Origin of the sequence: Helicobacter enhydrae (genome assembly GCF_001693335.1) — a bacterium.
Taxonomy (GTDB): domain Bacteria; phylum Campylobacterota; class Campylobacteria; order Campylobacterales; family Helicobacteraceae; genus Helicobacter_G; species Helicobacter_G enhydrae.
Genome location: NZ_CP016503.1, coordinates 1,380,067 through 1,406,530 on the forward strand (window position 1 = coordinate 1,380,067; position 26,464 = coordinate 1,406,530).

Annotated in this window: 22 protein-coding genes and 4 tRNA genes; 19 read left to right on the top strand and 7 right to left on the bottom strand. The window is 41.8% G+C overall.

Annotation, left to right across the window (positions count from 1 at the left end; genetic code table 11):
* Nucleotides 1-61 precede the first annotated feature (61 nt).
* The 3 genes from hisS (at nucleotide 62) to BBW65_RS08140 (ending at nucleotide 3,488) form a co-directional block, all read left to right on the top strand.
* Entirely contained in the window at nucleotides 62-1,378 is a 1,317-nt protein-coding gene (gene hisS, locus BBW65_RS06595; RefSeq protein ID WP_066341287.1) for a histidine--tRNA ligase, read from the top strand.
* Nucleotides 1,371-2,099: an NYN domain-containing protein gene (locus tag BBW65_RS06600; protein ID WP_066341288.1), complete on the top strand. Its 729-nt coding sequence runs from the start codon at nucleotides 1,371-1,373 to the stop codon at nucleotides 2,097-2,099. The genes hisS and BBW65_RS06600 overlap by 8 nt, the downstream gene beginning before the upstream one ends.
* A 90-nt stretch (nucleotides 2,100-2,189) precedes the next feature.
* The gene (locus BBW65_RS08140; RefSeq protein WP_066341289.1) at nucleotides 2,190-3,488 is read left to right on the top strand and encodes a methyl-accepting chemotaxis protein; all 1,299 of its coding nucleotides are present in this window, start codon (nucleotides 2,190-2,192) and stop codon (nucleotides 3,486-3,488) included.
* Here the strand turns inward: BBW65_RS08140 and BBW65_RS06610 are convergent.
* The 3 genes from BBW65_RS06610 to BBW65_RS06620 are packed head-to-tail and all read right to left on the bottom strand — an operon-like array spanning nucleotide 3,485 to nucleotide 8,125.
* Nucleotides 3,485-5,725 carry an endonuclease MutS2 gene (locus tag BBW65_RS06610; protein ID WP_233702021.1) on the bottom strand — a complete coding sequence of 747 codons (2,241 nt, stop codon included), beginning with the start codon at nucleotides 5,723-5,725 and terminating at the stop codon, nucleotides 3,485-3,487. The two genes, BBW65_RS08140 and BBW65_RS06610, sit on opposite strands and share 4 nt — an antisense overlap.
* Nucleotides 5,682-7,001: a UDP-N-acetylmuramate--L-alanine ligase gene (gene murC, locus BBW65_RS06615; RefSeq protein ID WP_066341293.1), complete on the bottom strand. Its 1,320-nt coding sequence runs from the start codon at nucleotides 6,999-7,001 to the stop codon at nucleotides 5,682-5,684. The genes BBW65_RS06610 and murC overlap by 44 nt, the downstream gene beginning before the upstream one ends.
* A complete protein-coding gene (locus tag BBW65_RS06620) occupies nucleotides 7,001-8,125 on the bottom strand; it encodes a succinyldiaminopimelate transaminase (protein ID WP_066341295.1) in 1,125 nt (374 codons plus the stop codon). Before BBW65_RS06620 ends, murC begins: the two co-directional genes overlap by 1 nt.
* Nucleotides 8,126-8,273: 148 nt before the next feature.
* Between BBW65_RS06620 and BBW65_RS06625 the strand changes: the two genes are divergently transcribed.
* From BBW65_RS06625 to mnmA, 5 genes are all read left to right on the top strand, one after another.
* Nucleotides 8,274-8,348: transfer RNA gene (locus BBW65_RS06625), tRNA-Gly, on the top strand.
* 45 nt (nucleotides 8,349-8,393) lie between these two features.
* Nucleotides 8,394-8,480 (top strand) — tRNA-Leu (locus BBW65_RS06630).
* A 4-nt stretch (nucleotides 8,481-8,484) separates the two neighbouring features.
* Nucleotides 8,485-8,559, top strand: a tRNA-Cys gene (locus tag BBW65_RS06635).
* Between the two features lie 9 nt (nucleotides 8,560-8,568).
* Nucleotides 8,569-8,656: transfer RNA gene (locus tag BBW65_RS06640), tRNA-Ser, on the top strand.
* Nucleotides 8,657-8,744: 88 nt separating this feature from the next.
* Entirely contained in the window at nucleotides 8,745-9,770 is a 1,026-nt protein-coding gene (mnmA, locus tag BBW65_RS06645; protein WP_066341297.1) for a tRNA 2-thiouridine(34) synthase MnmA, read from the top strand.
* Nucleotides 9,771-9,797: 27 nt separating this feature from the next.
* Here the strand turns inward: mnmA and BBW65_RS06650 are convergent, their stop codons facing one another.
* On the bottom strand, nucleotides 9,798-10,451 hold the full coding sequence (locus BBW65_RS06650) for a response regulator (protein WP_066341299.1): 654 nt from the start codon (nucleotides 10,449-10,451) through the stop codon (nucleotides 9,798-9,800).
* The gene (locus BBW65_RS06655; protein ID WP_083986128.1) at nucleotides 10,451-11,959 is read right to left on the bottom strand and encodes a sensor histidine kinase; all 1,509 of its coding nucleotides are present in this window, start codon (nucleotides 11,957-11,959) and stop codon (nucleotides 10,451-10,453) included. Before BBW65_RS06655 ends, BBW65_RS06650 begins: the two co-directional genes overlap by 1 nt.
* 184 nt (nucleotides 11,960-12,143) lie before the next feature.
* On the opposite strand from BBW65_RS06655, the gene cas9 reads away from it, so the two are divergent.
* From cas9 to tmk, 11 genes are all read left to right on the top strand, one after another.
* Entirely contained in the window at nucleotides 12,144-15,011 is a 2,868-nt protein-coding gene (gene cas9, locus BBW65_RS06660) for a type II CRISPR RNA-guided endonuclease Cas9 (protein ID WP_199919417.1), read from the top strand.
* Nucleotides 15,001-15,231, top strand: a complete 231-nt coding sequence (locus tag BBW65_RS07800) for a hypothetical protein (RefSeq protein WP_083986132.1) — start codon at nucleotides 15,001-15,003, stop codon at nucleotides 15,229-15,231. The genes cas9 and BBW65_RS07800 overlap by 11 nt, the downstream gene beginning before the upstream one ends.
* Complete coding sequence (gene cas1 / locus BBW65_RS06665; protein ID WP_066341301.1) at nucleotides 15,224-16,150, top strand: type II CRISPR-associated endonuclease Cas1; 927 nt, start codon at nucleotides 15,224-15,226, stop codon at nucleotides 16,148-16,150. Before BBW65_RS07800 ends, cas1 begins: the two co-directional genes overlap by 8 nt.
* A complete protein-coding gene (gene cas2 / locus BBW65_RS06670; RefSeq protein WP_066341302.1) occupies nucleotides 16,113-16,436 on the top strand; it encodes a CRISPR-associated endonuclease Cas2 in 324 nt (107 codons plus the stop codon). Before cas1 ends, cas2 begins: the two co-directional genes overlap by 38 nt.
* Nucleotides 16,437-16,760: 324 nt before the next feature.
* Entirely contained in the window at nucleotides 16,761-18,038 is a 1,278-nt protein-coding gene (gene serS / locus BBW65_RS06675) for a serine--tRNA ligase (RefSeq protein WP_066341304.1), read from the top strand.
* Between the two features lie 2 nt (nucleotides 18,039-18,040).
* The gene (locus tag BBW65_RS06680; protein WP_066341306.1) at nucleotides 18,041-20,494 is read left to right on the top strand and encodes a tetratricopeptide repeat protein; all 2,454 of its coding nucleotides are present in this window, start codon (nucleotides 18,041-18,043) and stop codon (nucleotides 20,492-20,494) included.
* A gap of 1 nt (nucleotide 20,495) precedes the next feature.
* The gene (locus tag BBW65_RS06685; RefSeq protein WP_066341864.1) at nucleotides 20,496-22,559 is read left to right on the top strand and encodes an ATP-dependent helicase; all 2,064 of its coding nucleotides are present in this window, start codon (nucleotides 20,496-20,498) and stop codon (nucleotides 22,557-22,559) included.
* Nucleotides 22,556-23,407, top strand: a complete 852-nt coding sequence (gene flgA, locus BBW65_RS06690) for a flagellar basal body P-ring formation chaperone FlgA (RefSeq protein WP_066341307.1) — start codon at nucleotides 22,556-22,558, stop codon at nucleotides 23,405-23,407. Before BBW65_RS06685 ends, flgA begins: the two co-directional genes overlap by 4 nt.
* Entirely contained in the window at nucleotides 23,404-23,964 is a 561-nt protein-coding gene (locus BBW65_RS06695) for a UbiX family flavin prenyltransferase (protein WP_066341308.1), read from the top strand. Before flgA ends, BBW65_RS06695 begins: the two co-directional genes overlap by 4 nt.
* Complete coding sequence (coaD, locus tag BBW65_RS06700; protein WP_066341310.1) at nucleotides 23,961-24,443, top strand: pantetheine-phosphate adenylyltransferase; 483 nt, start codon at nucleotides 23,961-23,963, stop codon at nucleotides 24,441-24,443. The genes BBW65_RS06695 and coaD overlap by 4 nt, the downstream gene beginning before the upstream one ends.
* Nucleotides 24,434-25,015, top strand: a complete 582-nt coding sequence (gene tmk, locus BBW65_RS06705; RefSeq protein WP_066341311.1) for a dTMP kinase — start codon at nucleotides 24,434-24,436, stop codon at nucleotides 25,013-25,015. Before coaD ends, tmk begins: the two co-directional genes overlap by 10 nt.
* Before the next feature lie 38 nt (nucleotides 25,016-25,053).
* Here the strand turns inward: tmk and BBW65_RS06710 are convergent, their stop codons facing one another.
* Both BBW65_RS06710 and BBW65_RS08170 read right to left on the bottom strand, forming a co-directional pair.
* Nucleotides 25,054-26,154, bottom strand: coding sequence for an NAD(P)-dependent alcohol dehydrogenase (locus BBW65_RS06710; protein ID WP_066341313.1), 1,101 nt, complete (start codon nucleotides 26,152-26,154; stop codon nucleotides 25,054-25,056).
* 43 nt (nucleotides 26,155-26,197) lie between these two features.
* Nucleotides 26,198-26,392, bottom strand: coding sequence for a hypothetical protein (locus BBW65_RS08170; protein WP_199919418.1), 195 nt, complete (start codon nucleotides 26,390-26,392; stop codon nucleotides 26,198-26,200).
* Between the last annotated feature and the right edge of the window lie 72 nt (nucleotides 26,393-26,464).

Sequence of the window (26,464 nt, forward strand, 5' to 3'; positions counted from 1 at the left end):
TTCTGTATTTTTGCATAAAATGGTAAGATTTGCTTTTGAGAGTAATGATTTAAGGATTGCAATGATTCAAGCTAAGACATTAAGTGGCTTTAAAGATCGCTTACCAAGCGAGGCACTTCTGAAGCGTAAAATAATCAATCAAATCATCGAGGTTTTTGATAGTTTTGGTTTCACTCCGATTGAAACGCCACATTTGGAGTATGCTGATATTTTGGTGAAGCAGGGGAGTGATGAAATCCAAAAAGAACTCTATGCTTTTAGAGATCACGGAGGGAGAGATGTGGCATTGCGTTTTGATCTCACTGTGCCTTTGGCAAGATTTGTTTCACAGCATAAGCAGGAGTTGGATTTTCCTTTTAGGCGTTATGCCATTGGCAATGTGTTTCGAGGAGAGAGAGCACAAAAGGGTAGATATAGGGAATTCACACAATGTGATTTTGATTTGGTGGGGAGTGAGAGTATTGCAAGTGATAGCGAGGTGATTCAGGTCATCATCGCGATAATGCACAAGCTCAATGTGGGCGGATTTTGCTTGAAGATTAACCATAGGGGGGTGCTTAATGGCATTTGTGAATATTTGGGGATCGACAAAATCCACGCTGTTTTGAGAATCATTGACAAGCTTGATAAGATAGGGCAAGATGGGGTAAGACAGGAGCTTGAAGGAGAGTTGAGTGAAGAGCAGGTTTGCTCATTGCTAGAGTTGATCACACTCAAAGAGGAGCGGGGTGAGCGAGGGTTTTTGGACAAAGTGAGCAAACTGAAGTCTTATAATGAAACCTTGCAAAAGTCTTTACAGGAGCTTGATGAGCTTTATGCGATACTTGAGAAGGTGGGATTGCCCAAAGAATCTTATTGCATTGATTTTTCGATTGCTAGAGGGCTTGGATATTACACAGGGATTGTTTATGAGTGTGTGCTGGATTTGTTGCCAAGTATAGGGAGTGTATGCTCTGGTGGGAGATATGACAATCTAGTGCAGACATTTGCCAAAGACAAACTTAGTGGAGTTGGTGCGAGTGTGGGGCTAGATCGTTTGCTTAGTGCATTGTCTGAGCTTGGAAAAGTGGAGCAAAAATCCACACAAACACAGATTTTGTGTATTGCGATGGACAAAGAAGCGATGCCTTTTGTCTATCAACAGGCTCACAAGCTGCGTAATAGTGGCATAGGGGTTGAGGTCTATCCAGAGATTGTGCGTTTGAAAAAATCTTTGACTTATGCTGATCGCAAAGGACATCAGTTCGCTTTGATTGTCGGCGAAGAAGAAATGAAGTGTGGCAAAGTCACTCTCAAGAATCTCAAAAGTGGAGAACAAGATACGATGATTGATTTGGAGATATGTCAAAACAAATGCCTTGGATGTTTAGATGAATAAAATGTTAGAGATTAGTGGGGGGAAAAAGAAAGTCGCATTGTTTATTGATAGCGAGAATATTAGCTATCGTTTGATTTCTGAAGTGATCAAGAGACTTGAGGATTTTGGTGAAATATGTATCAAAAAAGCCTATGGGGATTGGCGTAGAAGCGAGTTGCGTGGTTGGGATGAAGTGCTACAAAAATATTCTATAGAGCCTATCCATATTGTGACAGGGAGTGGCAACAAAAGCAACTCAAGCGATATAAAAATCGCCATTGATGTGATGAATGTTTTGTATTCTGATCGTATGCATTGTATTGCTTTGGCGACAAGCGATAGTGATTTTGCCCCATTGGCTCAAGAGATACGGACGCGTGGATTACAGGCTGTGGGCTTTGGAGAGAGTAAAAGTCGCGATAGCTTGAGAAATGCGTTTTCGAGCTTTGAGGAAGTGGGTGTGGAAGATAGAAAAATAGATTTGAGTGCCAATCATTATTTGATGAGCATTTTGCGTAGTGCTGTAGAGGTTACGATGAATGATGAGGGCAAATCTTTGGTTTCTAGAGTGGGTTTGTGGCTCAAAGAGCAGTATTTCAAAACAGCTTCTTCCTACGGCAAAGAAACTTGGGGGGAGGTGTTTAGAACACTTGAGGATTTTGAAATCACTTATGGGGGAAGAGATCACAATGTGATGTTTGTGGAATATCGCCCCAAAAAACAAAGAAACAAAAGAAGGTAGTTGTAAAATTGAGGCAAAAATATAAAAACTTAATCATCAAATTCATAAGATGATTTATAATATCAATTATCAAAAGTTAAGGAGTTTGAATTGTTTTTTGGTCAGGAAATAAAAGCACAACTTGCTTTGTGTCAAGAGAAATTAAGAGATGTCAATACATTTGTCAAATGCGTTGATCAGTCAGTTTGCGTTGTGAAGTTGGGGTTGAGTGGTGAAATGATTTTTGCCAATGAAAAATACTTGCAAACGGTCGGATATACTTTTGAAGAGCTTAAGAGTATTGGTTACAAAAATATCCGCAATCCTCAAGTGAGCGAGAGCGATTACAACAATCTATGGGCTTCAATCAGAAACAAAGAAGATGTGGCGGGGGTATTTTCTCAAGTCAAAAGAGGCGGTGGGCTTGTATGGTTTTATACTAGCTTCAATTGCGTATGCGATGATTCGGGCAAAGTATTGCATGTCTTGGCGTTTGCGATTGAAATCAGCGATTTTGTCCAAAAAGCAAATGAGTCACGCGACACGCTCAATGCGGTCAATCGCTCAATGGCAACAATCGAATTTGACATCAATGGTAGCATTATTAGTGCCAATGAAAATTTCCTCAAAACCGTCAATTATACGCTTGATGAGATCAAGGGCAAACATCATAGGATATTTTGCGAACCTTCTTTTGTGCAGTCAAAGGACTATACGCAGTTTTGGGAGCGATTGAGACGAGGCGAGTTTGTCGCTGGGAAGTTTAAGCGTCTTGGCAAAGACAACAAAGAGGTTTGGCTAGAGGCAAGTTATAACCCGATTTTGGATTCTAATGGACGCGTGTATCGTGTGATTAAGTTTGCGACTGACATCACAGCTCAAGTGCTTAACGATCGAGAAAATACAAAAATCGCTTCTCAAATGGCACAAGAAAACGACAGATTGACGACAGAGGGGACAGGAGTCATCGAAAAAACAACAGACAATATGAAGCAAATCTCTGAAATGATGCAAACAAGCTCTTCACTTGTAGCAAGTCTTGGCTCACAATCTGATGAAATCACTTCAATCATCCAAACAATCAAAGACATTGCAGATCAAACCAACCTCCTAGCCCTCAACGCTGCGATTGAGGCTGCAAGGGCAGGAGAGCATGGAAGAGGGTTTGCAGTGGTGGCAGATGAGGTGAGAAAACTAGCAGAACGCACAGGTCAATCTATCGCAGAGATCACCACGACTATCAACTCTATCCGCGATGTGACAGGACGCGTTGTGGATAGTATCAAGATGAGTATCGATCAGGTCGATGACGGGGTGAAGCTCACAGGTGAAGCAAAAGAGTTTATGGACAAGATTCGCGAAAGTGCTTCACAGGTGGCACAAACTATCCAAAATCGTAGCAACAGCTAAAGCCAAATCAATTTGGCTCCAAAGCCTCCCATTTGTGGAGGGGCGTCTTCAAATCTCACAACTTTTGGGTGGTGTTTCAAAAAATCTTTGATCGCTTTTGCGAGGATCCCTCCACCGATTCCATGATAAATCAGCACTTCATCATATCCTGCCAACAAACAATCCGAGATAAAAACTTCCGCTTTTTCTAGTGCTTCTTCTACGCGTAGTCCGTGCAGATCTAGCGTGATCCCTACAGGCTTTTGGGTGTAGGTGATATGTTTTTTTGGGGTTTTGGGCAGTGGGGGTTTGTGGGTGGGAGTGATCTGATGTGTTTTGGTTTTGAGACGCAAACCCTCGCATTCAACTACGCACAAATCTCCGCGTTTTTCTACGATGATACCTTTGTTGTTGCCGTATTTGACATAGTCACCCACACGCAGTTCTTGGGAGGTATTGTTTGGGGGCTTTTGTTGTGCTTGTTTGAGAATCTTGTTGGCTTCGTTCATATTTTGGTGGATTTGGGATAGATTTTTGGCTTCTTTTTTGAGGGTATTGAGGGCTTGATTGTAGAGAGAGTGTAGGTGGTTTTGCAATGCTTCGTTTTGTTGGGCATTGTGCGTGAGTGCTTCATCGAGCTTTTGCTGTTTTTGCTTGGCTTTGTGGATTTCTTGTTGCAAGGTGTTTTTTTGTGCCATTAGCTCCATTTCAAGAGAAGTGGAGCGTTCGATGAGTTCATTGAGCCTTTCTTTGTCCTTGCCATAGTGTTTTTTGGCTTTTTGCAAAATAGCATCAGGGATGCCATAACGCGATGCTGTTTCAAAGGCATAGCTTTTGCCAATGCTTCCTTTCAAAAAGCCAAAAGTGGGGATTTGATTTTTTTCATCAAAAATAGCTGCGTAGAGTTGGGTCTGTGGGTGTGAAACCATAAGAGAGGCTAGGCGTTTGTGGTGCGTGGTGATGATGACTTTGGCTCCACGCTCAATCAGTGTCTCCAAAATCTCTTTGTATAGGCTTGAGGCTTCATCGGCATCTGTGCCTAGCTCAATCTCATCAATTGCAACAAGGGGGGTTTGTTTGGATAAAATATGTGAGACTTGTAGCATTCTACCTGCAAAAGTTGAGATGTCGTTTTTGCTGTTTTGTGGGTCTGAAATGATTGCATGGATTTCTTTGAAATGTCCGATTTTGGATTGATGGGCATTGAGAGATTGAGGAATCAAATATTTGCTTAAAAGTGCGACACTCAAAACGCTTTTGAGTAGCATTGTTTTCCCACCAGCATTCACGCCTGTAATGATGAGTAGGCTTTTTCGCCACTCAAGATGCAGGGGTGTTGGGTTTTTGAGATTGGGGTGTGCATAGTTGCGTAGAATGATGTCTTTGGTTTGAGTTGGGAACAAAAATTCTAGATTGAAATCTTTGGCAAAACGACTACGTGCGTTGATGTGGTCGATAAAATCAAAGGCTTGATTGATGAATTTCAAAAACAAAATATGCTTCAGGAAGCTCCCACTGATTTCTTTACAAAGTCGATAAATGCAGTCATTGAACAAATCTTGCAAACGCCCCTCTTTTTCTTTGAGCTGGACAAGATTCTGTGGAGCGAGATAAAAAAACCCGCCCTGTGATCTTGCAAGCACCATACCTTTGATCACTTGATGAAAACCCGCCTTGAGCAACAAACATTCTGTGGCATTGACATAGTGTATCTGATGATCGACAAGATAGGGGCTAAGCTTGTCGCTTCTGAGCAAACTAGAGAGGGCTTGTGCAATGTCTTTTTTGAGTCTTGATAAATGCTCTCTTAGCGAATCGATTTCTTGGAAAATCCCCTCTTTGATCTCTCCATCATCATTGAAATAATGAGCAATCGCTTGAAGTTTTTCAGGAAGTGTGATTTGTTGAAGCCATTGCTCCAAACGCCCATCTTTTGGGATATAGCTTGCTTTTTTGAGGGTTTGAAAAAACAAAATGATTTTGCAAAAATCGATAATCTCCTCAAGATGAAGTACCCCCATTTTTTGGATGTGCAAGAGTGCTTTGTCGAGATTTTGCACTTTTGGAAGCGAGGGGAGCAAAAAGGATTCAAGCTCTTGGAGTAAGCGTTTGTGCAAGTCCGTGTTGCCGCCAATCTCAATGCCTTTGTGTCGTGCGAAATATGTTTGGAATTTTTCTACAAATTCTTCCAAATCTAATTTTTTGATGAGTGAATCAGGCATTGTTGTCTCTGATTTGATAGGTAATATCTCCAGCACCAAACCCCACAATCAATCCTGAATCAAATTGTTGAAAAATCTCTCCATGTTCATCGTGCAGATAGACCACCCCCTGCTTTTGGGTGATAGAGTGAGCGAGGATTGGGTTGTATGAGGCAAAAAGTGAGGCAAAATCAATCTCTTGATGTTCCTCTCCAGCACGCCACACGGGCAAAATGACCAATTTGTCACAAGCGCAAAAGCATTGGATAAACTCTTGCTGATTGTCCAAAAAGCGAGAGTATTTGTGGGGTTGCCAAATGCAAATAATCGGAGAGATGTTTTTGATTTGAGTGTAGGTGCCAATCGCTTGTAGGGTGCTTTTGATCTCTGTGGGATGATGTGCATAATCATCGATGATGATTGTTTGAGTGTCTTTATAGACAATGTCAAAGCGTTTTTTGATCCCTTTGAAATGTGTCAAATTGGTGCGTATTTGTGAGAGGGATATTTCCTCTTTTGCAGCCAAAATTGCCATAGAGGCATTGAGTGCAGTGTGGTAGCCAAACCCCCACACCTCAAAAATCCCCAAATCTTTGAGGCGGAAACGCGTAAAAGGCTCATCGTCTTTGAGAAAAAACTCAATCTCTTTGATGTCTTCTTGGGGGTATAGGCGTATGGCTTCAAGATCCAAAGTAGCCAAAAAAGGATCTTCCATATTAATGACGCGTTTGGTGGCTTTGGTAAGGAATTGCAAATAAGCATCATAAAAAGCCTCTAGATTGTAATCATAGCTTTCCATGTGTTCAGGCTCTGTGTTTGTGACGATGGCACAATAGGGGTTGGAGTTGAGGAAGCTCTGATCGGATTCATCGGCTTCAAAGACGATACTATCGCTTGGGATCGCTCTGACATTACAATCAAACTCTTTGCTCTCCGCCCCAATGATTGCACCAAAATGAGGCAAAATACTACTAAGCATTGCTGTTGTTGTGCTTTTGCCATGAGCCCCACAAATGCTAAAAACCCTTTTGTCTTTGAGGATTTCTTTGAGTGCTTCTTTGCGTGAGAGGATGGGGATCCCTTTTTGCTGTGCTTCTTGAAGTTCGATGTTGGAGGGTTTGATGATCGCAGAGTGGATGACTAGATCTTGATCTGTGATAGAGTGGGCAGAGTGAGGGATAGAGATAGGAATGTCAGATTGTAAGAGTTTATGAGTGAGTTTGTTGTGGGCGATGTCTGATCCCGTGATTTGCACACCTTGAGAGTGCAAGTATTTGGCAAGACCAGAGATTCCGATCCCACCTATTCCGACAAAATGTATTTTTTGAAACATTAAATCTCCTGATCTAAGAAAGTTTTGAGGGTTTTTAGGGCGGGGAGCATAATGTCATCAGGATACACAAGAGCCACTCTAATGAAGCCTTCGCCGTTTTTTCCCAAAAATCGCCCGGGCAAAACCAAAATCCCAGCTTCTTGATAGAGCTTTTTGGTGATTGCTAGATCATCTTTGACTTTGAGCCAAAGATAAAAAGTGTAGGGGGAGATGACAATCTCAGAGAATAATTCTTGAGCTATTTCTAGATTGCGTGCGTAGCATTTTCTGATCTCTTCGCCTGAAGTTTGCCATGCTTTTGCACTTGCGTGTTGCAGTGGCAATGGCAAAGCACAGCCCAAATAAGTGCGATATTGGCGATAAAACTTCAAAATCTCTCTATCTCCTGCGATAAATCCACTCCTAAGCCCCGGTGCAGAGGAGCGTTTGGAAATAGAGTTGAGGGCAAGGACATTTTTGAAGGTGTCATTTTTGGCAAGTTTGGAAGCTTCAAGGATACTTGGTGGAGGGGTGTGTTGGTAGATTTCGCTATAGCATTCATCGTTTAGCACGACAAAATCGTATTTGAGTGCGTATTCCACCCATTGTTGTAGCTCATCGATTCCAAGCACACTGCCTGTTGGGTTGTTTGGGGAGTTGAGAATCACAAGATGCACCCTTTGGAGATCCTCTTGTGTTAGCGAGGGTTTGAAATGGTTCTCTGCAGTGAGGGGCATCAAGATCGCAGTGGCTCCACTTGCGATTGCTCCCCCTTCATAGATTTGATAAAAAGGGCTTGGATAAGCGATTGTGGGAGTTTCTTTGCCGTGTAGCAAAAATTGTGGAAAATTGAACAACACTTCTCTAGTCCCAAAAGTAGGGATGATTTCTGCACTTGAGAGTTGGACACCAAAACGATGTGCGATGAAATCAAGTTGAGCTTCTATCAAAAAATCCTCACCCTTTGATTTGGGGTATTTGTTGAGCAAGGAAACAGAGTCTTTGAGTGCATTTTGAATCACTTGAGGGGTTTGGAATTGTGGCTCTCCAATGGTGAGATTGGTGATTTTGGGTGTATTGGGTTTGATGTCTTTGATCAAAAGATTAAGTCGTTCAAAAGGGTAGGGATTGAAACTTGTTAGCATTTATGCCCTTTGGTTAAAAAATATTTGAAATTTTATCAATACAATGGAAATGTTTTCGAATTTATCAAGAATATTTGTGCAGTTGTCTTGATTTTTTAATAAAAGATTGTTAAAATCCACTTTTTGATTTTCAATCAGCAGACAATCTGCGGGAATAGCTCAGTGGTAGAGCACAACCTTGCCAAGGTTGGGGCCGCGAGTTCGATCCTCGTTTCCCGCTCCATATCGTGAATTAATCTCAATAATAACCATTTAAAGAGTGACAGAAGCCCGGATGGTGGAATGGTAGACACAAGGGACTTAAAATCCCTCGAACATTGCGTTCGTGCCGGTTCAAGTCCGGCTTCGGGCACCAAAATGGCGACATAGCCAAGTGGTAAGGCATGGGCCTGCAAAGCCTTGATTCCTCGGTTCGAATCCGAGTGTCGCCTCCATAGCTTCATCGGGAGATGGCTGAGTGGTCGAAAGCGGCGGTCTTGAAAACCGTTGAGGGTCACACCTCCGGGGGTTCGAATCCCTCTCTCCCGGCCATCCTTAATTTGCCTTAAATTTGCCTATTTTTCAAAACTATGCTATAAACTTTACTATAAATTAAAATCAAAACATAAAAGGACGAAAAATGAAAGTTGCATTGTTGATGAGCGGGGGAGTGGATAGTTCTTATTGTGCATATTTGCTCAAAAAACAAGGGCATGAAGTGCTAGGTATCTATCTAAAACTGCACGGCAAAGAAGAAAAACATCAAATGTTTATCCAAAATTGCGAGAAAGTCGCTTCAAAACTAGAAATCGAGTTTCAAGTCATCGATGCTCAAAAAGAATTCAAAGAAAAAGTTTATGATGAATTTATCGCCTCATACCAAAGAGGAGAGACACCCAATCCCTGTGCCTTGTGCAATCCTTTGATGAAGTTTGGGCTTGCTTTGGATAGAGCGATGGAGATGGGGTGTGAAAAAATCGCAACAGGACACTATGCACGCATCGAAGAGATCAATGGGATCAAAAGGATCGCTCAAGCTAAAGATCCTAGTAAAGATCAGAGTTATTTTCTCTATGCGATTTCTCAACACGCAATTGATTCTTTGATTTTTCCATTGGGGGATTATTTCAAAAGCGATGTGAAAAAAGAGGCATTTGAAGCGATGCCGTGGTTTGGGACACTTGAAACCTATAAAGAATCACAAGAAATTTGCTTTGTTGAGACAGATTATATTGATATTTTGAAAAAGACTTTGCAAGTGGATCAAAAGGGGGTTGTGAAAGACACTGCAGGTAATGTGGTGGGCGAACATAAAGGCTATATGCAATACACCGTGGGAAAACGCAAGGGGTTTAGCGTCAAAGGGGCGTTAGAGCCTCATTATGTGTTGGGGATCGATGCTCAAAAAAATGAACTCATCGTGGGCAAAAAAGAAGAACTCGCAGTCAATCGCGTCAAGGCAGTCAATAAGAGCCTCAATCAATTCACAGATGGGGAGTATGAGGTCAAGATCCGCTATCGTAGCCAAAAGAGCAAAGCAAAAGTCACACTCAAAGATGGGGTGATCGAAGCAGAGCTGTATGAAGATGTATTTGGGGTTGCCAAAGGACAGGCTCTTGTCGTGTATCAAGGAGAATGTGTGCTTGGTGGTGGAGTGATTGTGTAGGCAGAAGCGTTGTGCTTCCCAACGCAACTAGTCTTGTGGGATGACATTGGGGTGGAGCTTGTAGATTTTGTTGCGAATCTTTGTGATGATCCCTGTATCGATGAGCTGTTTGAATGTCTTGACAACGGTGGGTTTGCTGACATTGAGCGTCTCAATGATGTCTTGATAAGAACCTCTAAAAATATGATCCTCTCCGACATTATTAAGCAAATAGCGAATGATTTCTATTTTTTTCCCTCCTATAAAGGTAGAGATTGTATTGATGAGCAAAGTTTGGGCTTGGATCATCTCTTGTTGCAAGATTGGGAGCATAACGCGATTGAGCGTTGAGAGTAGCTCCTCGATATTGATAGGTTTGAGGATATAGCCATCGGTGCGTAGCTTGATCGCTTCTAGGAGGTATTGAACTTCTGCGTGTGCTGAAGTGATGATGATTGGGATCGAGGGGTTTTTGTGACCATTACGCACTGCTTTGATGAGCTCTAGACCATTGAGTCTTGGCATCAAAATATCTGTGAGGATCAAATCCACCTTACAAGCATTGAAGATTTCTAGTGCCTCTTGTCCGTCTCTAGCTACGATGATTTCTTTGACATAGTCTTCCAAAATATTTGCCGTAATCTTGAGCGTGTCTTGCTCGTCTTCGGCATATAGGATTGTGAGGGTTTTGAGATTTTGCATTATGACTCCTTAGGTGAGATAATCGTCATAGGAAGTTTGATTGAAAACATTGCACCAAAGTATTCCTCTTGTGTGATTCTATTGCACCAATGTATATTTTCAACAAAGATTTTGCCATCCATTTGGCATTCTAGAATCTGCTTTGCCATATAGAGTCCCACCCCTGTTCCTACGGATTTGTGCTTGGTTGTCACATACGGCTCAAAGATCCTTTCTTTGTCTTGGAATTGGATCCCTCCCCCGTTGTCTTTGATCTGGATGCAATAATACTGCTCTTCTGTTGAGACTTGAAGCTCAATAATGCCTTTTGGAATCTGATGTGAGAGAATCGCATCTTTGGCGTTGTTGATGAGGATGAGCAAAACTTGTGTAAATGCATTTTCATACCCAAAGATTGAAAAATCTTGAGGGATCGCGGTTTGGATACCGATGTTTTGGTGTTGCAAGTGGGCTTTGGCGATATTAAACGCACTTTGCAGACTATTGGCAAAAGAGAAATGTGTCTTTGTCGTGCTAGGTTGAAAAAAGTTGCGGAAGTCTTCAATCGTTTCTGACATATTGTGGGCAATCCTTAGGGCATCTTTGGTTTGGGTGTCAATAAACTCTCTGGTGAGCTTGTCGTTGTCTGCTTTGCTTTTGAAACTTTGGATGATCAAAACAAGGGTGTTGAGTGGCTGTCGCCATTGGTGGGCGATGTTTTGTATCATCTCACCGATTGAAGCAAGTCTTGCTTGTTGGTGCATAATCTGATCTTTGCGTTTGGAATCAGCGACTTCTTTTTTGATGGTTTTTTGCAGGTCATCGTTGATTTGGCGTAGTTGTTTGGTTTTGTCTGAAACAATGAGTTTGAGAGAGTGGTGGATGTTTTTGATAGACACAAGAATCATTTGGGCAAAAACAAGTGTGATCAAAATAATAATACACGCAATCACAATCAGCAGACTTGAGGAGAACAAAAACAATGAATCGGTGGCTTGTTTTTTGAGGTTGAGGATTTGGATATGGAGCTGGATTGTTTTGTGGATGAGGGTGTTGAGGTTTGCCAAAATCTCCTCTTGTGCCAAAATGCTTGTGTCATCGAAACGCTCACCGATGATTTGCTTGATTTGTGCCTCTGAGTTTTTGAGCTCTTCCAATTCTTTGTGATGACTCAAAAAAACTTTTGCATAAAAATCTTTGAAATGCGTAAAAAGGTTGGTTTTTTCATTGATTGCATTAAACTCACTCCAAGCTTGTTTGAGAAGTTGGAGTTCTTTTTGGGGATCTTGCTCACGCAGAAGTTTGGTCAAAAGGTCAGAATAGATGTTTTGTATGACAATCAAATCTTTGAGCTTTTGTTCTTGATTGATGAAGTGGGAATCATAGTCATATTTCAAGCCAAAGAGAGAGAATAACATCGTGAGAGTGACGAGAATAAGCCCAATACAAATGTTGAGAATCAAAATCTTTGCTTTGTATTCAAGTGATGCACCCAAAATTTTGTTTTTGATGGTCGAGAGTTTCAACATTTGGTGTCCTGTCGCAGTTGGCTTATGGATTTTTATTTTATAACTTTTTTCTAACTTAATCGGCGATATGGTGACAAAATGTCGGTGTTAAGCAGATTTGTGCTGAAATTGAGATTATAATTAATGACATAGTGATGTGATGATGTTGAATGTATTGCTAAACAATGTTATTGAAGGAATTGTGATGAAAATCAGAACGCTTGGCGTAGATTTGGGGATTGCAAGTATTGGATGGGCTCTTATCCAAGAGGAGGGGGAAAGATTGGACATTATTGATAGTGGAGTGAGGATTTTTACCAAAGCAGAACACCCAAAAGACAAAAGCTCTCTTGCACTTCCTAGACGCATAGCAAGAAGTGCTAGGAGATCTATTAGACGCAAAAGAGCTAGGATTTTGCAGGTTAAAAAATTTCTAGCCTCTACTTTGGACATCAAACTTGAAGGTATGTTGAGCGACACTCAAATGCTTGCGGCTTTGTTTGACACTCGCAAAGACTTTTTGTCTCCTTGGCAATTAAGGGTAGAGGGTTTGGATAGGAGATTGAGTGATGCAGAGCTTGCAAGGGTGATTTTGCATATTGCCAAACGCAGAGGCTATGATGATTTGACTTATGGAATCGAAGACAATGAAAAAGGTAAGGTGCTTAAAGCAGTCAAACAAAATCAAGCCCTTTTGCTTAAGTATCGTAGTGTTGGCGAGATGATGGTTCAGGAGTTTTTCCAAAAGCCTCGTGAGGGATATATTGGTCAGTGGGAAAATGTTAGAAATCATCCAGAACAAGGGGATTACAAGCGTTGTGTTGGGCGTAGTGAGCTTAGGGCAGAGCTGAAGTTGATTTTGCAAACACAAGCAAAATTGGGCAATACAAAAGTCACAGACAGCTTTGTTTCAATGCTTCTTGGAGATGAACAAGCACAAAGCAAAAGCCAAAAAGAAGGATTGATTTTTTATCAGCGTCCTTTGAAGGGATTTGCTGACAAAATTGGTCATTGTGTGCATTTGCCATCGCAAAAACGGGCTTGTAAAGGTGCTCCGAGTGCAGAAGAGTTTATCGCTGTGAGCAAAATCATCAATACTTTGCTTTATATTTCCAATCAAACAGGGGTGCAATGGGAGCTTCCTGTGTTGATCGATCAGATTCTCTCAAAAGCCTATGAGCTTAAATCTGGGGTGAGTTATGCCAAGCTTAGAGAGATTTTGCAACTTCCTGAAGCCTTTGAGTTTCGAGAATTGACCTATAGCAAAGAAAAGGTGGAGCAAAATACAAAATTTATAGAACTTCAGGCTACCCACAAACTTTTGAAAGCCAACCCAACGCTCCCTAGGCACATACAAGATGAAATTGCAGCAATTTTGGGAGCCAATAAGGATTGGGAAACTATCCAAAAATTACTTGCAAATCTCAATCTAACCCAAGAGCAAATTTCAAGAATTTGTGATGCCAAACTCCAGTTTGCGACACATATCAATCTCAGCCTTGAAGCTTTGGCAAAACTCCTGCCTCTTATGAAAGAGGGTAAGCGTTATGATGAGGCTGTAGGGATTTTGCAACAAAGGGGAGAGTTTGTAGTGCCAAATATTTGCAAAAAAGATTCTTTGCCTCCACTTTGTGAGTTGGCAAAAGAGGATAGCTATTTTGATATTCCAAACCCTGTGGTCAATCGGGCTTTGAGTGAGTTTAGAAAAGTTGTCAATGCCTTGATTGCAAAATATGGCAAATTTCATTATTTCAATCTTGAGCTTACAAGGGAGGTGGGTCAAAGCAAAAAGGAGCGTAGCGAAGTCGAGAGGAGACAGAGAGAAAATGAAGCTTTGAGTGTTCAGGCTTTGGATCAGCTCAAGACGCTAGGAATGGCAGAAAATAGCAAAAATCTACTCAAGTGCAAACTTTGGATTCAGCAAAATGAGTATTGTTTGTATTCGGGCAAAAAGATACCTTCTGGGGCACTCAAAGATCCCAATCTTGTAGAAGTGGATCATTGCTTCCCATTGAGTCGAAGTTTGGATGATTCTCAAGACAACAAAATCCTCTGCTTCAAAACAGAGAATCAAAACAAACGCAACCAAACACCTTATGAGTATTTTCAGGAAGGGCGTTGGGAGAGCTATGTCAAGTTTGTTTATCAGAGCAAATTTAGCACAAAGAAAAAGAAAAAGCTTGTCAATAAACTTTTTAAAGATAGAGAATGCGGGGATAGAGCTTCATTTTTGACACGCAATTTGGTCGATACTGGCTATATCGCAAGAGTTGTGAGTCTTTATGTCAAAAATTATTTGGATTTTGAGCCTATTGCCAACAAAAAAGAGCATCTTAGAATTGTTTCTGGATCGCTGACTTCTGCACTAAGGAGTTATTGGGGATTGGTTGATAAAAATCGAGAACACCACCTCCATCACGCACAAGATGCTATCATCATCGCTTGTATCAATCCAAGCACGATCAACAAATACAGCCAATTTCTCAAAGAAAAAGAATTGGGCTACAAAGATTCTGCACACAAGGCTCAAAAACTAAGTGAGGCAGAATACAAAACCAAACTTGCTCTGCGTTATCCTACAAAGGATTTCAAAAACAAAGTTGAAGAATCTATCCAAAAAATCATAGTCTCACATAGCGTATCGCACAAGGTGAGTGGAGCATTACATCAGGAAACAATTCGTAAAAGGGAAGCATATTATGCAACTTATGGTGGTGAAGAGGGAGTAAAAAAGGCAATCGCATTTGGAAAGATTAGGGAAATCAATGGGGGACTAGTAGATAATGGCGAGATGGTGCGTGTAGATATATTTAGGCATAAACTCCAAGGAGGATTTTATGCAGTGCCTATTTATACTTTTGATTTTGCCAAAGGTGTTCTGCCTAACAAAGCAATTGTTGCTGGTAAAAAAGATGGGGTGATCAAAGATTGGCTAGAGATGGATGAAAATTATGAGTTCTGCTTCTCGCTTTCTAAAAATGATTGTGTCAAAATCCAAACAAAAGAGATGGAAGAGCCAATCGTAGCGGTTTATAAAAAAAACAGGTTCTGCTACAGGAACAATGGATTTTGAGCATCTTAGCAAGTATAAGTTTGCAAATACAGATGAAGAGAGATTTTTCACTGATAAAGATAAGAAAACAGAAAAAATTGTATTTGCACGGACAAGTTGTGGAATCCAAAGACTCAAACATTTCTCCAAAGTCGTAGTCTCACCTTTGGGAGAAGTCAAAGAAGCCAAGCCAAGCAAACGGCAGGGAATGCAAACTAAAAAAAGCTCCAAAAATGTTTGATGAAGCGTATCGGACATTATTTTTGAGCTCTGCACTCAAACTTTCGCATCGAGACAATCAGCTCTGTATTCACGGAGAAAAATCAGCGTCCATCCCTCTGCAAGACATTCACACTATCGTGATTGATACTCCACAGATCGCTTTAAGTTCCTCTCTTTTGGAGGCATTTGCACGCTATCGGATTGCTGTGTTTGTCAGCGATGATTCTCATTTGCCTAGTGGAGTTTTTTTGCCTTTTTTGACTCATTATCGCAATGCTCAAATTTTGGAATATCAAATCAATCAAAGCAAACAGAGTAAGGCTATAATGTGGCAAAAAATTATTCAAGCCAAAATCAAGAATCAAGGCACACTCCTCATTCAAGAAAACAAGCTACCAATCGCCTCAAAACTTCAAACCTTGCAAAAAGGAGTCAAACTTGCAGATGCGACAAACAACGAAGCCAAAGCCTCCGCATTGTATTTCCCTGCACTCTTTGGGAAGGGTTTTTCCCGCAAGGAGATTTGCCCTATTAATTCTGCTCTAAATTATGGCTATGCAGTCATAAGGGGCTCTATTGCTAGAAATCTCATTGGTTCGGGTTTGTTGCCTTCTCTTGGGATTTTTCACCACAATCAGTTCAATCCTTTTAATCTTGCAGATGATTTGATTGAGCCTTATCGTGCGTTTGTGGATTCGCTAGTGCTGAAGTTGGATTTTGAAGATACTTTTGAGCGTCGTCATCGCATCGAGCTTGTGAATATTCTCAATACAAAAGTGCTTGTAGGTGGCAAATTCTATCCTATGCATCGAGCCATTACACGCAGTGTGTGGAGTGTAGCCAATATGATTTGTGGCAAATGCAGACAAATTGAACTTCCGATTTTAGATGAGGTGAGCAATGGAAGAGAAGTTTATGAGAGTTCTAGTGATGTTTGATGTGCCAACAAAAACCAAGGAGGAGAGGAATATGGCGACCAAATTTCGCCAGAAGCTGATCAAAGAGGGGTATTTTATGTTGCAATTCTCTGTTTATGTGAGGATTTGCAAAGGGATCGCTAGTGCCAATCGTTATATGGAAAGACTTCAACTTTTTCTGCCAAAGCGTGGGCATATCCGTGCAATCATCTTAACAGAAAAACAATTTGATCATATGAGAATCTTGATGGGAGAAGAAAGTAAAATTGAACAAGCACGCAAACCCGTGCAATTAACATTGTTTTGATTTCTCGGTTTTGGGGATGCTAAGCAGTTACCCTGCAAGGACCGAAAACCTTTTATTTTAGCCACTCTGCAAATACTCTATTTTGGTATTCTACAACTTCTCAACACCCTTTGTCAAGGGGATTTTGATAATCTCTATTTTATCATAGAGTGATTTGCAGAATCAAATTGTCCAGATATTTTAGTCTCAACATCAAATCTCGGATTTGCTTTGCATTGTCTTGTTTGTGTGCGGATGTTGGTGGGAAGTTGGAGCAATTTTTTGCAAGCATTAAAGAATTAGAGTAAAATTTTGATACGGACTTCAAATGACTTGGGAGTAATGATGATTGATTTGAAACTTCTTATAAACGACTTTGCACACATTGCAGAAAAACTAGAAATCAAAAAAGTAGATAAGCAAATCCTAGAAGAACTCAAAAAGCGTTCTATGGAATACAAGGGCAAAAAGCAAGAGTTAGAGGAGCTCCAAGCTCTGCAAAATGCCAACTCTAGACGCTTCGGAGAGTGCCAAAGGAAAGGCGAGGACACTTCAGAGCTTCGCAAGATTCTAGAAGAAAACAAACAGCATATCGCTAGGCTCAGCGGTGCGGTGGATTTGGCAGAAGAGGGTTTGATGACGATTTTGCACAATGTGCCAAATATTCCAGATGACAAAACGCCAAGGGGTGATAGCCAAGAGGATAATGTCGAGCTTGCTAGGATACTCACTCCCAAGACTTTTGATTTTGCCCCCAAAGAGCATTGGGAACTTGCTGATCAAAATGGTTGGATTGATTTTTTGGGTGGGGTGAAACTAGCCAAAAGCCGTTTTAGTGTGCTTAGAGGGGAGGGTGCGCGTCTCAATCGCGCATTGATTAACTTTATGCTAGATTACAACGAGCGTAGGGGGTTTGAGGTGGTTGCCACACCTGTGATTGCAAACTCCAAATGCCTATTTGGCACGGGACAATTGCCCAAGTTTGAAGAAGATATGTTCAAGCTCTCAGGTGGGGTGGAGGAGCTAGATGGAAGTAAAAATGAAAACGATTTGTTTCTGATACCAACTTCTGAAATCACTCTGACAAACCTTTATAACGATGTCATCATCCCATCGCAAGATTTGCCGATCAAAATGACTGCCCACACGCCTTGCTTCCGCAAAGAAGCTGGGAGTGCAGGGAGGGACACAAGGGGTATGATACGCCAACACCAATTCGACAAAGTCGAGCTTGTGGCGATCACGCACCCAAGCCAAAGCGATAGTATGCAGGAATATATGGTGCAAACTGCTTCAGGGATTTTGCAAGAGCTTGGGCTTCCGCATCGGTTGGTGCAGTTGTGTGGGGGCGATTTGGGGTTTAGTGCGAGCAATACGATTGATATTGAGGTATGGCTACCCGGTCAAAATCAATACCGCGAGATCAGCTCTGTATCCAACACAAGAGATTTCCAAGCTAGACGGGCAAAAATCCGATACAAAGAAGACAAAAAAAACTATCTAGCCCACACGCTCAATGGCTCCTCTCTTGCTGTGGGACGCACTTTGGTTGCGATTATGGAGAATTATCAAAATGCAGATGGGAGCATCAGCATTCCTGAAGTGTTGAGGAAGTATTTGTAACGATGAAAGAAAAGATTTCGGTTTTTGTTGAGAAGCTCAAAGGGCTAAAAGACAAACTCAAGCATATAGCAATCAAAATCAAAGACAATCTCAAAACCAAAGAAAACAAAATGTCCTTGTATGTGGTTTTGGGGATACTTGGAGTGGCATTGTTGTTTGTGGTGATTTCAGCCTTCAGGCAAGATTCTAGCACTCAAGATGACATACAAGCCTCTCAATCAGGCAATGCACAAACTTCAAAAGCACAAGCCAATGCTCAACAAAACAATGCACCAATAGGGGGCGGGGCTGGTGTGGTTTTGCAATCTCAAGCCGATGAGCAACTGAGCCGTCTGCAACTGCCCAATCAAGAATTGGAGAGCTTGATCCAAAAAGCAAACATTCTGTATGAAAATGGTCATATTGATGACGCTCTAGAGGTGTTTGACAAAATCGCCCTTTATTCTCAATCTCTGGCAAACTACAATCTAGGTGCGATTCAGCTTGTGGAAAAAAAATACTCTCAAGCGATTCGATCTTTTGATCAAGCGATTGCTGGTGGAGAGGATGTGAGCTTGAGTGCCGTCAATGCAGGATATAGTGCTTTGAAACTAGGGGATATGGAGAAATTCAAGCATTATATCGATGTGGCTTATACCAATCTGCCTTATTCGTATGGTTCTCCTTTTTATTCTTATCTGTATGCAGAGGTGCTGTATTACAAGAATCAATATTTTGAAGCCCTATCGCCATTGCTCAACCCCAATTCCAAAAGCTATATCCAAGAGAGCGATCAACTTGCTTCAGAGATGTTTCTGGTGTTTGGCGATGATTACAACGCACTAGAGAAACTCAAGCAAAGTCGCAATCCCAAAGACAAGTTTGCATTGGGGATGCTCTATGCACGCGTAGGGGACTATGCCAAGGCGGAGCAAACCTTGCGAGATTATTTGGTTGCTCACCCTGAGGATTATCAAGCGATATGGGCAAAGGAGCTTGTGGATATCAAAGCACGGAAGTTTGGCTCAGCAAGTGCCACACTCAAACAGCTCGATGAGTTGAAAATCCCTCAAGCCTACAAAATCGTGACAGGTCTCAATGAGAATCTATTTGATGTCAAATTGGCACAAAAAAAATTCTGGGATCGCAATTTTGAACATCACCGCTCCTTGCAATACAAGATTTTGTTTTATTATGCCCCATACAAGGTTTTCAATGCCAATGAGGCATTTGAGATTTTGAGCGAAGGGAATTTTAATTTTGGTGCAAATTTATTGGAACAATCTGTAGATTTTTATAAGCGTGGGGGCACGATTTCAAAAATCAATCGCAACATCGCAGAGGGGATCAGAGAGGTGTATAGTGGCGATTTACGCAAGGCATTGAAATATTTTGAAGGCAATGCCAAGCAATACCCGCAATATTCTGTTTTGTATTATGATACGGGGCTTTTGTATGCACAATTTGGGGATTTTGAGAAAGCTTATTCGTATTTTAGTCGTGCATACTTTCTGGACAATACTAATATTTTTGCAGGGATTTTTGCCATTATGGCTGGGCAGTTTATCTATCAAGACACCTCAAGGATCTCTGCTTCTATCGCGACAGATTTCAAAAGCATTGATTCTCTCAATCAAGACGAATCACGCTTCTTGCAGGCATTGTTTGAATATGTTGTAAGTGGCACAAGTAGCAGTCTCTCATTCCCCAACACAACTGCCAAGAAAAAAGCAATCTATTTTGCATTTGACGCAGTCAATGCGATGAATAGTGGGGATATCAAAAAGGCTTCAGAAGCATTCCAAGAGCTTGATAAGATTTTTCACAAAGATTTGACGACAGATATTATGTTACAAGTTGCCCTCAATTATGGACAAGATTTGCAAAAAATTTCATTGAGATTTTCTACGGCATTTAGAAAGGGTGATTTTTCTAATCTGCATTCTTTGTATTATGGTGGAAGTCTTGCTAGAGAGCTTTTTGTGTATCTTGCTTTTGTGACAGGGAATCTCTCTTATGTGATTGGACAACTTCAAGATCGCTTGGTGGTCGAAGATCAATCTGTCAATGGTATTTTACAAGCATTGGGGTTAGCATATATCTACAATCGTGAGTTTGAAAAAGCGTTTTCTACCTACAATGATTTGATTGACAAGTTTGGAGAAAACGACGCACGGACAAAATTTCTAGGCTCTGTGGCAGCGATTGGTGCGGGACATTATAACAACGCAGTGGCTTTGTTGCAGATTTCAAAGATTCAATCTCCTGTGAGTTTTGAAAGTCGCTACGCCCTTGCTTTGCTCTATCAGCAAATCGGCAATCTCAGATCGGCTTCTAGTTTGTTTGCGACACTAGATGATAAAAACTTCGTATCAGAGTTTTTTGATTTCAAAATCGACACTTCAGAGTTGATTGAAGCGCTTGAAAAGGGGCAAGAGCAACCACCAAAACCCCAAAAAGTTTCACAAAAGCCATAAAATGAGTTTGCTCCTATCCTCGCTCAATCCACAACAAGTCCAAGCCGTTCAGCACATACAAGGTCCGTTGCTACTCCTTGCAGGTGCAGGAAGTGGGAAAACCAAAACACTCACGACGCGTTTGGCGTATCTAGTCGATGAGGTGGGCGTGTTGCCTAGCAGTATTTTGTGCTTGACTTTTACCAACAAGGCTGGGGCTGAAATGCGTCAAAGAGCCTTTGCGATGCTCCAAGGCAAACACGATAGCTACCCCTTGCTTTGCACATTTCACAAATTTGGGCTTATTTTTTTGAAGCATTATATGGGATTCTTGAAACGCAGTGAGCAGTTTGTGTTGATTGATAGCGATGATGTCAAAAAGATCTTGAAAGACTTCAAATCCCCGATTTCCCCGTCGGCTCTGTCCTCTTATATTTCTTTTTACAAAAATCAAGCCTTGTTGCCCATTGATGTCATCAATGAGGCAAAAACCCCACAATCACGCAAGATTGCCGAGCTTTATGCAGATTATCAAGAATATTTGGAAACAAAAAATTTGCTTGATTTTGATGATTTGTTGCTTCTACCTTATTTGATTCTTGCAGAAAACGAGGATTTGGCACAGAGCGTGAGCAAGGAGTATGAATACATTATGGTCGATGAATATCAAGACACCAATGTCTTGCAGTATCGTTTGCTCAAACTTTTGACATCAGCACATTCCAACCTCTGCGTAGTGGGAGATGATGATCAGAGTATTTATAGTTGGCGTGGGGCAGATCTCCGCAATATTTTGGAGTTTCAAAAAGATTTTGCGGGAGCCAAGCTCATCAAATTGGAGCAAAACTACCGCTCAACCCCTCAGATTTTGGAGTTTGCCAACGCTTTGATTTGCAAAAACACAAAGCGACTGGGCAAAACCCTCCAAGCCACTAGGGAGTGTGGCAAGGAGGTGGAGGTGTTGAATTTTGCTACGCACAAAGAAGAGATCGCGTTTGTGACACAAAAGATTTTGGAGCTCAAGGCACAAGGGGTGCCTTATGGGGAGATTGCTTTGCTCTATCGTCTCAATGCCCTCAGTCGCAATGTGGAGGATGGATTGTCACGGGCTAAGATCCCCTATCAGATTATCGGTTCGATTCGGTTTTATGAGCGTGCAGAGATCAAAGATGCTTTGAGTTATTTGCGTCTGATGATCAATGGAGATGATGATTTTTCTCTAATGCGTGTGATCAATAAGCCCAAGCGTGGTTTGGGGAAAGTCACACAGGAGAAACTTCTACAATCTGCAAGGAGCCACAGGCTCTCTGTGCGTCAGTTTTGTGCAGATGCTACAAGGGCGATTGAGTGTGTTGGAGAGAAAAATTACACAAAGCTCAAGGAGTTTTTTGAGCTGATTGAGGTGCTGAAGCAGAAGTTTGAGAGTGGGGTGGAGGGGTTTTTGGAAACTTTTCAGAAAGAAGTGGATCTTTTGAGTGAATTTGCAAACACTCAAGATGAGGTGGATCGCAAAGCAAACCTTGAGGAGCTTTATGCGTTGCTAAGAGAGGAGTTTGGCACAAAGGGTGAGTATGGCTTGGAGGATTTTTTGAATGATATTACTTTGAGTTCTGATCTAGATGATATGCAGCAAGAGTGCGTGTCTTGTATGAGCGTGCATTCTAGCAAGGGCTTAGAGTTTGGCTATGTGTTTATCGTAGGGTTTGAGGATGGGATTTTCCCTCTGAGCAAAGACAATGAGGATGAGCTAGAAGAAGAACGCAGATTGGGCTATGTGGCTTTTACGCGTGCCAAAAGTGAGCTTTATATCACTTATGTGGATTGGCGTTTTTTCCAAGGTAAAAGTGCGAGCTTGCCTCCTTCAAGATTCCTCCAAAACACCTATGGGGTCGCACGCACTGAAACAGAGGGTTTGGAAGCTCAAGCTGACAAAAACGCCATCGCAGTGGGGGATAGGGTCGTGCATAAAATCTTTGGGGTGGGGCGTGTGCTAGAGTTGGTAGGCAAGGGCAAAGAGGCACGCGGGAGAATCAATTTTGCAGGAAATGAACGCACGATTTTGCTTTCTTTTGTGGAGAAAGAATGAAAAAGATTGTTGGTTTTTTGATTGCATTTGGCGTGTGGGCACAGGCTTTGCCTAGTGTTTATTACATCTCTCAAGATTATATTTCCTCTCAAGAAATCCAAAAAAACATTCAAGAGTTCAAGATCGCTTCATTTGGTGATAAGTTTGATTTGGAAATCCCTGCTGTGCAGATCGAGGAGCTTTTTGGGCGTTATGGGGTGAAGGTGCGATTTGATACCCAAAATGTGCGTTTTGTCTATCAAACCCCCACTTCACTTGCAAGGATTCAAGAAAAAATCAAGCAAACGCTAGAGCAAGACTACTCCGAGCGTCATTTGCAAATCCAAAATGTCATCCTCAAGCCTATGTTTCAAAATACGCAACAAAAAATGCTAGATGTCAAATGGGAAAACAAGAAACCCAAAAAAAATCGTTTCGTGGTGCTGTTGGTCGATGAAAAAGGACGCGAGAATCCATTTTTGTGCGAGGTGGTGGGGGAGATGGATGTGGCGGTAGGTTTGCAAGATATGCGTCCGGGGGTGATTCTAAGCTCAAGCAACACGCAAATCAAAAAAGTGAAATTTGATAGTGAAAGCATTGCTTCTTTTTCTGTGATCAATGGATTGCAAACGCGTAGTTTCGTGCGCGCCAATCACATCATCCCATCAAACAAAGTCAAAGCCGTGGTGGTGGTCAAAAAAGGCGATCTTTTGGATGTCGTGTTGCAAGATGGAGCGGTGGCGATAGAGGGGGTTTTGGAAGCGATGGCAAATGGCAGTGTGGGGGAGGAAATCATCGCAAGGAATCCACAAAGCAAAAAAAATATCAAAGTCAAAATCATTGCCAAAGGAAAGGCTAGGGTGTTATGAAAAAGTTGATTCTTGGGATTAGTGGTGCAAGTGGGGTGAGGCTTGGGGTGAGATTTTTGCAAGAAGTCAAAAAGCATTTTGAGTGCTTCGTGGTAGTCTCGCATTCTGCGTGTATCGTGGCACAAAAAGAAGAGGGCAAAGATCTGATGGATGTGTTGTTTCAAGAAAATGTGAAAATTTACAATGAGCAAGAGATCGATGCAGGGATTGCCTCTGGGAGTTTTGGAGCTGATGTGATGGCTGTGATCCCTACTAGTATGAATATGCTTGCCAAAATCTCTTGTGGAATCTCTGATGAATTGATTTCAAGATGTGCGAGTGTGATGCTCAAAGAGAGAAAAACTTTGCTTCTAGCACCGCGAGAGATGCCATTTTCTAGCATTGCTCTAGAAAATATGAGCAAGCTTGCAGGCTTGGGGGTGATCATCGCACCGCCTGTGTTGGCTTATTATGCTCAAAGCCAGGATTTGCAATCGATGGAAAACTTCATCATTGGCAAATGGCTTGATGTTTTGGGGGTGCCAAACTCTTTGTATTTGCGTTGGAGTGACCGATGAGAGCGATTTATCCCGGAACTTTTGATCCTTGCACAAAAGGGCATTTGGATATTTTGTTGCGTAGTGCGGGGATTTTTGATGAGGTGGTTGTGGCTGTGGCACGCAATGCTTCCAAATCGCCACTTTTTAGCCTTCAAGAGCGTTGTGCGATCTTGCAAGCTTGTGTGCGAGAGTATCCCAATATTTCTGTTGTGGGGTTTGATGAGCTGTTGGTGGATTTTGCAAGGAAGCAGGGGGCAAAAGTTGTGATTAGGGGTTTGCGTGCGGTGAGTGATTTTGAATACGAATTGCAAATGAGTTATGCCAATCAATCTCTAGATGAGGAGCTAGAGACTTTGTATCTTATGCCCACCTTGCAATACGCATTTGTCAGCTCCTCTGTGGTGAGAAATATCATCGAATATGGGGGTAAAATCTCTCACCTTGTGCCTATGGAGGTTGTGGAATTTTTGAAGTCTAAGGAGATTGAATGTATGTAGCCATTGAGGGGATTGACACCGCAGGTAAAAGCACGCAGATTGCTTTGCTCAAAGAGAGTTATCCTGATGCGATTTTCACGCTTGAGCCGGGTGGAAGTGCTTTGGGAGTAGAGTTGCGTCATATCTTGCTCCAAGCAAATCGCCCACTCTCACCAAAGGCAGAGTTTCTGTTGTTTTTAGCCGATCGTGCTCAACATATCCAAGAGGTTGTATTGCCCAATCTCGACAAAATGGTGGTTTCTGATCGGAGTTTGATTTCAGGAGTGGCTTATGCCCAAAAGGTTGGTTTGGAGGATGCGGTGGCACTCAATCGCTTCGCGACTTCTGACATTTTGCCCCATTTTGCCATCATTCTCAAGATCCCAAAAGAAACATTGATACAAAGGCTCAATGCCAAAAAAAGAGACCATATCGAGGAGAGAGGGGTGGAGCATTTGCTTGAGATTCAAGAACGCCTTATCTTTGCTTGTGAGGCTTTGGGGGTGCCTTTTGTGTGTATTGATGCGAGTTTGCGTCCCGATGAGATTTTTGAGGAAATCAAACAAAATATCACTTCAAAGATTTTTGGATAAGTAGCGGAAGGGAGAGAGGGGGGAGGGGGAGAGAGAATCTACCCCTTGAGGCTTTTCATATCGATGACAAATCTAAACTGCACATCGCTTTTTAGCACACGCTCATAAGCTTTGTCAATCTCTTGTATGCTGATGTTTTCTGTCATCGGATAAATCCCCTTTTGCACCGAATAATCAAGCATTTCTTGCGTTTCTTTGATGCCCCCAATCAACGAGGAGGAGAGTTTGCGTCTGAAATTCCAAATAAATACATTTGTGTCCAAAGTCGCAGGATTGTGGAATGATGGAAGTCCCACGATGATCATCTCACCTTTAGGTTTGAGCATTTTGATATAGTCTGAAATCTCGTAATTGGCAGCAACGGTGCTTAGGATGACGCGGAAGTGTTTGGTGTATTTTTCTAGCTCTTGAGTGTCTTTCACATTGATGAAGTTTTTGGCTCCAAGTTTGTAGGCGAGTTCTCTTTTGTTTTCACTTGTTGCAAACACGCTCACATTGGCACCAAAACTTGAGGCATATTGCACTGCCATATGCCCTAGTCCTCCAAGTCCGACGATAGCCACTTCATCTCCTTTGCCCACATTAGTTGCACGCAAGGGAGAATAGGTGGTGATCCCTGCACAGAGCAAAGGAGCGACTTTGGAGAGATCAGCAGTTTTTGGGATAGAAATGACAAAATTTTCATTTACGACAATATTATTAGAATATCCACCTTGAGTGTAGTCATTGTCATTAAAAACATCATCAAATCCATAAGTCAAAATAACCTTTTCGCAATATTGTTCTTCATCTTCTTGACACGATTCGCAGGTTTGGCAAGAATTGACCATACAGCCCACTCCTACCCAATCGCCGACTTTAAACTTTGTGACTTTGCTCCCTACGGCAATGACTTCTCCTGCGATTTCATGTCCGGGAACAAGAGGGTATTTCACATTCCAATTCCAATCCCCACGAACAACATGAATGTCAGTATGGCAAACTCCCGAATATAAAATATCGATAAGGACATCATACTCTCCGACGGCACGACGCTTAAACTCATAAAGTTTGAAATCCGCTTTATCTGAATAAGCTGCCCAAGCTTTGGAACTGATAGGTCTTGATTCTTGAAATTCTTGTAGATTTATTTCTTTCATCGTATCCTCCTTTCTTACAAGTTTCGCTGACTCTTCTATTACATTAGAGTAAATCTAAAGTAAATTTATAAGAATCATTGTTCTGTCTGCCAAACAATTTGATACGCCCACTATTGTTGGAGTTCATAATCCTGTAGTTTTGACAAGCTGTTTCAAAGCCGTTTTGGCACGCAAAAGCGAAGAGATCCATTGCTCTAAGGCGATCTTGCAAGACTCCGCGTCCATTGTCAAAAAGCACTCCTTTTGCCCCATTTTGCCATCATTCTCAAGATCCCAAAAGAAACATTGATACAAAGGCTCAATGCCAAAA